This is a genomic window from Amycolatopsis sp. NPDC058986 (assembly GCF_042741125.1).
In the GTDB taxonomy this organism is placed as follows: domain Bacteria; phylum Actinomycetota; class Actinomycetes; order Mycobacteriales; family Pseudonocardiaceae; genus Amycolatopsis.
Genome location: NZ_JBHYJW010000081.1, coordinates 26,769 through 35,016, shown reverse-complemented (window position 1 = coordinate 35,016; position 8,248 = coordinate 26,769). Strand labels below are relative to the sequence as shown.

The window sequence follows — 8,248 nt, the reverse complement described above, 5'->3', positions numbered from 1 at the left end:
TCCCAATGTGTCCCGCCAACACGCTCTATCTGAACCTCACCAACATGATGTCTGGCCAGCCGGTCCCCGCCGCCCCCCGCGGCGGGGACCGGCGCCGTGCACCGGAAGGCGATCATGCCCCTTCGACTCTCCGTCCGGGCGCTGCTCGCGACGGGCCTCATCCTGCTGCTCACCGCCGCCGGGCTGCTGCTCGTCGCCGTCCGCGGCGCGGCCGCGTCCACCCCCGTCGACAAGAAGCTGTCGTTCACCTGCCCCTTCCCGTTGATCGGGCTGCAGAAGCTCGACGTGGAGATCAAGGCCGACTTCGACGTCCCGAAGCAACCCGGTGGCACGCTCACCACGTCCGGGCTGAATGTCGCCGTGACCGTGCCGGACAAGGCGTCGCGCGGGCTCACCCTGGTCGGCGCGGCCACCATCGAGGGCACCGCCGCGGCCGGCGTGACACTGGCCAACGGGGACGCCAAGCCGCTTCCGGTGAAGATTCCCCTGAACGTGGCCAAGACCTCGATTCCGCCGAACGGGACGTTCACCACGCAGGCGACGGGTTCGGTGCCGGCCATCAAACTCGCGAACGCCGGAAAGACGACGTTGACGATCGGCGATTTCACCACCCGGCTGACGCCGAAGAAGACCGACGGCTCGTTCACCGGGATCGGTGCCTTCACCTCGGACTGCACGCTCGACCCCGGCCAGGACCCGGTGCTGCTGTCGTTCGACCTCAGCAACTCGACGACCACCGCGTACGACTACGCGGTCACCGGCAAGACAACGATCAAGGCACTCGGGGCCACCGCGCCCGTCACCGGCGGATTCGGCTTCACCGGCAACTCGGCCGAGCAGACGTTCAGCGGCGGGCCGGCGCTGGACAAGGCGCACGCGGAGTTCCGCCTGTTCGGCTTCCTGCCGGGGACGGCCGATCTGGTCTACACGCCCGCAGGCCCGCAGACCGGGGAACTGACGGCGACCGGGTTCACCGCGCACAGCCGCTTCGATCTCTCCCTGCCACAGGTTATGTTCTTCGGAATGCCGGTCGGCGGCGGCCCCGACTGCAAGACGTCGAGCCCCGCGACGGCGGATCTCCGTACGGGAGAAGGATTCGCGATGGCCTCCGGTGGCACGCTCACCGGTACCTACACGCTGCCGCCGCTGACCGGCTGTGGCGCGTTCACCGGTTACCTGAGTTCGTTCGTGCAGGGCGACGGCAACACGTTCGACCTGACGCTGACGCCCCGCGCGCTCAACCGGTGACGGTCGAGAACAGGTTCCGGATGTCCGTGTCGAAGTAGGCGCTGTAGGACACGTCCGGGGTGGCGCCGCCCAGCTGGTACCCGCCGATCACGCCGACGACCGTGCCGAGCCCGGTCGCCGGGTCCGCCCCGGTCACCCACGGCCCGCCGCTGGTGCCGTCGGGGAAGCCGGGACATTCGACGCGCTGCTGGAAGGGGCCGGACTGGGTGGTGGTGTTCCGGCAGGTCACCGGTGAGTCGGTGGTGTCGGGATAGCCGGTGAGCGTGACCGTGTTGGTGAAGCCGCGGCCGGCGCCCAGCGTGTTCGCGCCGGTAACGCTTTCGATCGCGCGGGCGTCGCCGGCCCGGTGGACGGTCAGGAACGCGAAGTCGAGATCGGCGTCTGCCGAGGCGGCCCACCCGCTCGCCACGAAGACGCCGGTGACCTGCCACTGGCCGTACGGCGCGATGCCGTCGTGGTAGCCGGGCGCGAACGAGAGCCCGGCGCGGCCGTTGACGCAGTGCGCGGCGGTGAGCACGACGTCGCCCGCCACGCTGTGCACCACGCTCGCCGAGCAGAAGTGGCGGCCCCCGGCGAACAACGCGCCCGCCGCCGTGCTCGCGACGAGCGCCGGGGTGGCCTTCGCCGCCGTGCTCGCGACGGCCGCTGAACTCACCTTCGCCGCCGTGGCCGGGTTTCGGCTGTCGGCGGCCGAGGTGTCCGTGACCACGTCGGTGCCGCTCGCCGCGAGCACCAGGAGAGCCGAAACCAGGAGCACCGTCGCGGCGCGGAGGTTCTTGACCGTCACGTGTTCACATCACCACAGCGGCGTCCCGGCGGCATCCCGGCGCATCGGATCCACAGCCCGGTCACAGCGATTCACAGGCGGCACACGGGGATTCCCCGGAAATGGCCGAGGTGCGGGGTCCCCGGTCAGGGCAGCACCACGTCGACGCGCAGGCCGCCTTCCTCGCCGGGATCGGCGGTCACCCGCCCGTGGTGCGCGGTGGCGATCGAGTGCGCTATCGCCAGTCCGAGGCCGGCGCCGTCGCGGTGGTTCGTGCGGTCGGCGCTCACCCGGCGGAAGGGCTGGAACAGCGAGTCGACCGATTCGGCGGGTACGCGCTCGCCGGAGTTGCGCACGCTCAGCGCGGGTTCGGCGCCGACGACGACCTCGACCCAGCCGCCAGGGCGGTTGTACTTGATCGCGTTGTGCACGAGGTTGGCGATCAGCCGTTCCAGCAGCACGGGATCGCCGGGCGCGGTGCGCTCCGCCAGTTCTTCGCGCAGGGTCAGCTCGTGCTCGGCCAGCTGCTCCGCGTACCGGGCGAGGACCGACTCCACCAGCGTGTCCAGCCGCACCGGCACGCTGCCGGGCAGCCCCCGGTCCGCCTCGGCCAGCACGAGCAGTCCCTCGATCAGCTGCTCGTTACGTTCGTTGACCACCAGCAGCTGCCCCGCGAGCCGCCGCACCTCGTCACCGCCGCCCGTGACGACCGCGACCTCGGCGAGTGTCCGCTGCACCGCGAGCGGGGTGCGTAGTTCGTGCGACGCGTTGGCGGCGAACCGCCGCTGTCCCTCGAAGCCGATGGACACGCGGTCGAGCATCCCGTTCACCGCGGCGGCGAGCGCGCGCACTTCGCCGTCGGTCTGGTCCAGCCGCAGGCGCTGGCCGAGGTTCCGCGGCCCCAGCTGTTCGATGGTGGCCGTGAGATCGGGCAACGGACGCAGTACCCAGGACGCCACCGGGCGGCGCAGGAGGAACAGCAGCACGACCACGGCGATCAGCGGCAGGAGCCAGCCGATCCCGCCCGCCGTGTTGTGGCAGCCGGTGTTGCGCGGGCAGAAGTCCCCGTCGACGAACGTCCCGAGCACCATCCCCAGCATCTTGCCGAGCGGATACAGCAGCGCGAGGCCGAGGACCAGGCCGCCGACGAGAACCAGTCGGACGCGGCCGCGCACGGACGCCCGTGCCCGCCTCAGGCGTCCAGACAGTAGCCCGCCCCGGGTACGGTGCGGATCACCGGCGGTGCGCCGAGCTTCTTCCGCAACGTCATCACCGTGACCCGCACCGTGTTCGTGAACGGGTCCGCGTGTTCGTCCCATGCCTTCTCCAGCAGCTCTTCCGGGCTGACGGCCCGTCCCTCGGCCCGCAGCAACACCTCCAGGACGGCGAACTCCTTGGGAGACAACGACAACGGCCGTCCGTCCCGCGACGCGAACCGCTTCGCGGGGTCGAGTTCGACGCCGGCGCGGTCGAGCACCGGCGGCAGTGCGGGGCGGGCGCGCCGGGCCAGCGCGTGCACCCGGGCGACGAGTTCGGCGAAGGCGAACGGCTTGGTGAGATAGTCGTCCGCGCCGAGGCCGAGCCCGTCGACGCGGTCGCGGATGCCCGCCGCGGCCGTGAGCATCAGCACGCGGGTCTCGCCGTCTCCGCCGGAGATCCTCCGGCAGACCTCGTCGCCGTGCACCACCGGCAGGTCACGGTCGAGCAGTACGACGTCGTACCGGTGGACCGCGACACGTTCGAGCGCGGCGTCGCCGTCGTAGCAGACGTCCACCGCCATGCCCAGGTGCCGCAATCCCTCCGTGATGGAGTCGGCCAGCATCCGCTCGTCTTCGGCCACGAGTACGCGCATCAACCGCTCTCCACGATCCACAGTAGAACGCCGGAGGGATAAAGATCCGATAAAAGCCGATCTTAACGGCCCGAGATCATCCGCCGATTAGACCTGGCCGCATGATCTTCGTCGGAAAGAGCACGGCTGTCCTGGGGCTGGGCGGATCCGCGCTGGTTTCACTCGGTGCGTTCGGGGCGGGTGCGACGCTGCGGCACGATCCTGTGCTGTCCGGTACCTGGCTCGGCGCCGTGCTGTCCTGGCACGGCCGGTTGCCCGCGATCGTGGTGCTGTACCTCGGCCTCGCCGTGGTACTGGCGGCCTGGGTCCGGTTAGGACATTCGGTGCGCGCGGGCCGGACGAACTCGCGCGAGGTCGGGTGGACGGCCTGGCTGTGGTGCGTTCCGCTGCTCTGCGCGCCACCGTTGTTCAGCACCGATCTGTACACCTACCTCGCACAGGGCGCGGTGGCGCACGCCGGTCTCGACCCGTACACGCACGTTCCCGCCGAACTTCCCAGCGCGATCACCGACAACGCCGCCGGTGGGTGGATGTACATTCCGTCGCCGTACGGGCCGCTGCAGGTCTTGATCGTGAAAAGCGTACTCGCCGTGACCGGGCAGAACGTGCTCCTCGGTGCCTTTCTGACCCGGCTCGCGATGGTGGCCGGGCTGGCGTTGCTCTGTTTCGCCTTGCCCGTCCTGTGCCGTCATCTCGGCAACCGCCCGGAACGCGCACTGTGGATGACGGTGGCGAATCCGTTGATGGTGTTGTGTGTGGTGTCAGGCGGGCACAACGACCTCCTGATGGTCGGACTGCTCGCGGCGGGCACGGCGCTCGTGCTCACCCGTGCGCCGGGAGCAGGGTTCGCGCTGGTCGCGCTGGCCGCCGCGGTGAAGGCTCCCGCGGCTGTGGCGTTGCCGTTCCTGGTGTGGGTGTGGGCGGCGCGGCGATCGGGCAGGCGGGTTTCGGTGCGCGGCTATTTCTTCGTGTTCGCGGCTTCGGTGTCCATTGTGGTCGTCACGTTCGGATTGTGCACCGTCGTCGCCGGGGTCGATCTCGGCTGGATCCGCGCTCTCGGCGGGAACTCGGTGCTGGAACCGTGGATGTCGCTCTCGACCTCGGCAGGGAAGCTCGCCGGGCTGGTGCTGCCCGGCTCCGCCGGTGCCGTCGCGGCGTGCCGGGCGGCGGGCTGGGTCGTCCTCGCCGGGCTGGTGACGTGGTTGTGGTGGCGTTCGCGGGCGGGCGGTGCCGCCGCGGTCCACGGGGCCGCGGCGGCGCTGCTGGCTTCGGTGGTGCTGGCACCGGTGGCGTTGCCGTGGTACTTCACCTGGCCGCTGGTGCTGGGAGCGGCGGCCGCGTGGCCGGTTTCGCGTGTCGCGGTCGCGGCCGCCTTGTCGACGTTCCTTGTCGTGAGCACTTACCCCGACGGGAAAACCCAGATGCCGCTGTGGGGATACGCGGTGCTGGCGGTGGTTTCGGCCGGGGTCGGCGTGTTGACCGCGCGAGGGACGGGGATCCGGCTTCAGCGTCCACCCTGGCGCGTCCTGGCCAGGCCCGTGCCGTCCTTTGTGGACTCAGGTGCGGTGGAAGGGCGTTCGGGTACCGTCTCCGCACGGCGCGTGCGCCGGAAGCGGGGCGCGCCCGTCTGGATCAGCGCGACAGCGACCACGACCAGGCCGATTCCGGCGAGTTCGACGGCGGTCAGCGCGGTCCCGGAGAACAGCAGGTCCAGCAGTGCGGTGACCGGGGGGACGCAGTAGAACAGGCTGGTGACCCTGGCGACCTCGCCGCGGGCGACCATGAAGTACAGCAGCGCGGCGGCGCCGACCGAGACGACCACGACCATCCAGCCGAGCGCGAGGAAGAACGCCGGACGGCCGGTCAGCTGCGGGCCGCCGGTGCAGGCCGTCGTCACCGCGAACGCCACCGAGCTGAACGAGTACTGGATCGCCAGCGCCGCCCAGGTGCCCACGTTCGCGGTCCTGCCCTGGACGATGGTCCCGCCGGTGATCGCGCCCAGCGCGAGGAAGGCGAACAGCAGCCCGGTGACCGTGCCCGCCGTGTCGGTCCGGGAGGGGGCGCCGAGGGTCGAACTGACGGTCAGTGCCACGCCGGCGAGCCCGACCACCAGTCCGGTCCGGAATCGCCGGTCACGACCGGACCGGGTGATCAGCGTGGTGAGGATCGGCTGGGTGCCGAGAATGACGGCGATGATTCCGGCCGGTAGCCCGGCGCCGACGGCGGCGAAGAAAAAACCCTGGTAAACCGTTTGCAGGAGAATCGCCACCACGACTGTCCGCATCCATTCCGGACCGGTTCGTGGCAGCCTGTCGCGTACGAAAAACCAGACGCCCCAGCACAACGCCGCGGATCCGAGCGCGCGAAGGAGCAGAAAGGTGGGCGCCGAACTGTGGGCGAGTCCCGTTTCGACGGCGATCGGCCCGCTCGCCCACATGAGCACAAAGGCCAGCGGAGCGGCAACGACGAACGATGATTTCCTGCGCGACATCGGGCCATTCCTCGAAAACACTCAAAAGGGGAAAGGGGACACGGACAAAACTAGCGACGTGAGCGGAGAGTCCGGAAATGCCGGTTCGCGATGGGGTATGCTCTGCGGTTATGGGGCTGGACATCCGGCATCTGGAGACGTTCCTGGCCGCCGTCGAGGAGGGCAGCATCACCGCCGCTGCTCGCAGGCTGCGGCTGGCGCAGCCCGCGGTCTCGCGCACCCTCGCCCAGCTCGAACGGCACGTCGGAGTCGCGCTGCTCGCGCGGTCCGCCCACGGCGTCACGGCGACCGCCGAAGGCGAGATCTTCCGGATCAGGGCGGCGGCCGCGCTGGCGTCGTTCACCGACGCCGTGGAGCGGCCGTTCGGGGACCCGCGGCCGCTGCGTGTCGGGCACGCGTGGTCGGCCTTCGGGGAGCACACCTCGGCCGTGCTGCGTCACTGGCGTGCCTCGCGGCCGGAACAACCGCTCGAGCTGTGCCGGTTGGACGATCCCTACGCGGGGATGGCGGGCGGCCGGATCGACGTCAGCGTGTTGCGCGGCCCGCAGCCGCGGCCTGGCTATCGCAGTGAGCTGCTCTACAGCGAGACGCGGGTGGCGGCGGTCTCGATGGAGCACCGGCTGGCCCGCCGTCGCGAACTCCGGCTCGCCGACCTCGCCGGGGAGGGCCTGGTCGTGCAACGGCACTGGGGCACGACGACTCCCGAACTGTGGGACGCCGAGGCGCGGCCCGCCGTGGCCGTGGAGGTCGGTTCGGTGGACGACTGGCAGAGCAACATCGCCGCGAACAACGGCGTCGGCATCACCCCGGCGTCGAGCAGTAAGCTGCATCCGCACGCCGAGATCGTCTACGTTCCGCTGGCCGACGCGCCCCCGGTGCCGGTTTTCCTCGCGTGGGCACCGAATTCCCGGCATCCCGCGCTGGAGGACTTCATCCGCACGGCACGCGACGTCGTGCACGGCGCCCCGGAATCGCCCGGCTAGGTCCGGTGCCGACGGGCAGTCCTGCGGGCAACCGGTCCCGCGGGGCGTGCGGTGGCCTTACTGTCGCGGTATGGCGAACTCGGTCGTGTCCCGTGACGGAACGGTTCTCGGTTACGAAACGCTCGGTGCCGGGCCACCCCTGCTGCTGGTGCACGGCGCCAGCGCCGACCGCACCCGATGGGCACCGGTGGCGGAGCGGCTGGGGCGGCGCTACACCGTGCACCGGCTCGACCGCCGGGGTCGCGGGCTGAGCACCGCCGAGGCCGGGCCGTACGACCTCCGGCGCGAGGGCGAGGACATCGCGGCGGTCGCCGAGGCGATCGGCCCCGGCACCTACGTCGTCGCGCACTCCTATGGTGCCCTGTGCACCCTGGAGGCCGCGCTGATCACCGAGTCGATCGGCCGGATCGTGCTCTACGAGCCGCCGATGCCGTCACCGGGACTGCCCGTCCTGGAATCGGGGGTGTTCGAGCGGCTCACCGCCGTCTCGGACGATCCCGGGCTGGTGCTGGAGACGTTCTTCCGTGCGGCGCTGCGGCTCCCGGAGGCCGACGTCGACGCGATGAAGGGCACTCCGATCTGGCAGGCCAGGCTCGCCGCGGCGCACACGATCACGCGTGAGCTGGGCGAGGTCCAGGCGTTCACCGCCGATGACCGCCTCGCCGGGATCCGGGTCCCGGTGCGCCTGTTCGCCGGCACCGAAAGTCCCGCGTATCTGGCCGCGGCCGCGGCGTCCGTCGCGGCGCGGATCCCCGGGGCGGACGTCGTCCCGCTGCACGGGCAGGGTCACCAGGCGATGGACCACGATCCGGACCAGTTCGTGGCGGCCGTCTTCGCTTTCGGCGCGGGCTGACCCGGCGGCGAAAACTTGATCGCGTTCCGCGGCGGCGTGGGCATAATGCGGGGGT

General features: G+C 70.9%; 7 protein-coding genes and 1 pseudogene. 4 read left to right on the top strand and 4 right to left on the bottom strand.

Annotated features, from left to right (window positions below; genetic code table 11):
• The first annotated feature begins 114 nt into the window (after positions 1 to 114).
• Positions 115 to 1,248 (top strand): DUF6801 domain-containing protein, encoded by a 1,134-nt coding sequence (locus tag ACFW0G_RS41095; RefSeq protein WP_378330955.1) that lies wholly within the window; start codon positions 115 to 117, stop codon positions 1,246 to 1,248.
• Here ACFW0G_RS41095 and ACFW0G_RS41090 read toward each other — a convergent pair.
• The 3 genes from ACFW0G_RS41090 to ACFW0G_RS41080 all read right to left on the bottom strand — a co-directional run bounded on the left by ACFW0G_RS41090 (position 1,238) and on the right by ACFW0G_RS41080 (position 3,866).
• Positions 1,238 to 2,035, bottom strand: coding sequence for a trypsin-like serine peptidase (locus ACFW0G_RS41090; protein ID WP_378330954.1), 798 nt, complete (start codon positions 2,033 to 2,035; stop codon positions 1,238 to 1,240). The two genes, ACFW0G_RS41095 and ACFW0G_RS41090, sit on opposite strands and share 11 nt — an antisense overlap.
• 125 nt (positions 2,036 to 2,160) lie before the next feature.
• Complete coding sequence (locus ACFW0G_RS41085) at positions 2,161 to 3,189, bottom strand: sensor histidine kinase (RefSeq protein WP_378330953.1); 1,029 nt, start codon at positions 3,187 to 3,189, stop codon at positions 2,161 to 2,163.
• A 17-nt stretch (positions 3,190 to 3,206) separates the two neighbouring features.
• Positions 3,207 to 3,866, bottom strand: a complete 660-nt coding sequence (locus ACFW0G_RS41080) for a response regulator transcription factor (protein WP_378330952.1) — start codon at positions 3,864 to 3,866, stop codon at positions 3,207 to 3,209.
• 101 nt (positions 3,867 to 3,967) lie between these two features.
• Between ACFW0G_RS41080 and mptB the strand changes: the two are divergent.
• A pseudogene (gene mptB / locus ACFW0G_RS41075) lies at positions 3,968 to 5,272 on the top strand (polyprenol phosphomannose-dependent alpha 1,6 mannosyltransferase MptB); the annotation flags it as partial.
• 98 nt (positions 5,273 to 5,370) lie between these two features.
• Here mptB and ACFW0G_RS41070 read toward each other — a convergent pair.
• Positions 5,371 to 6,357, bottom strand: a complete 987-nt coding sequence (locus ACFW0G_RS41070) for a DMT family transporter (protein ID WP_378330951.1) — start codon at positions 6,355 to 6,357, stop codon at positions 5,371 to 5,373.
• A gap of 110 nt (positions 6,358 to 6,467) precedes the next feature.
• Here ACFW0G_RS41070 and ACFW0G_RS41065 point away from each other — a divergent pair, with 110 nt between their 5' ends.
• A complete protein-coding gene (locus ACFW0G_RS41065; protein WP_378330950.1) occupies positions 6,468 to 7,340 on the top strand; it encodes a LysR family transcriptional regulator in 873 nt (290 codons plus the stop codon).
• A 70-nt stretch (positions 7,341 to 7,410) separates the two neighbouring features.
• Positions 7,411 to 8,193 carry an alpha/beta fold hydrolase gene (locus ACFW0G_RS41060; RefSeq protein WP_378330949.1) on the top strand — a complete coding sequence of 261 codons (783 nt, stop codon included), beginning with the start codon at positions 7,411 to 7,413 and terminating at the stop codon, positions 8,191 to 8,193.
• Positions 8,194 to 8,248 lie beyond the last annotated feature (55 nt).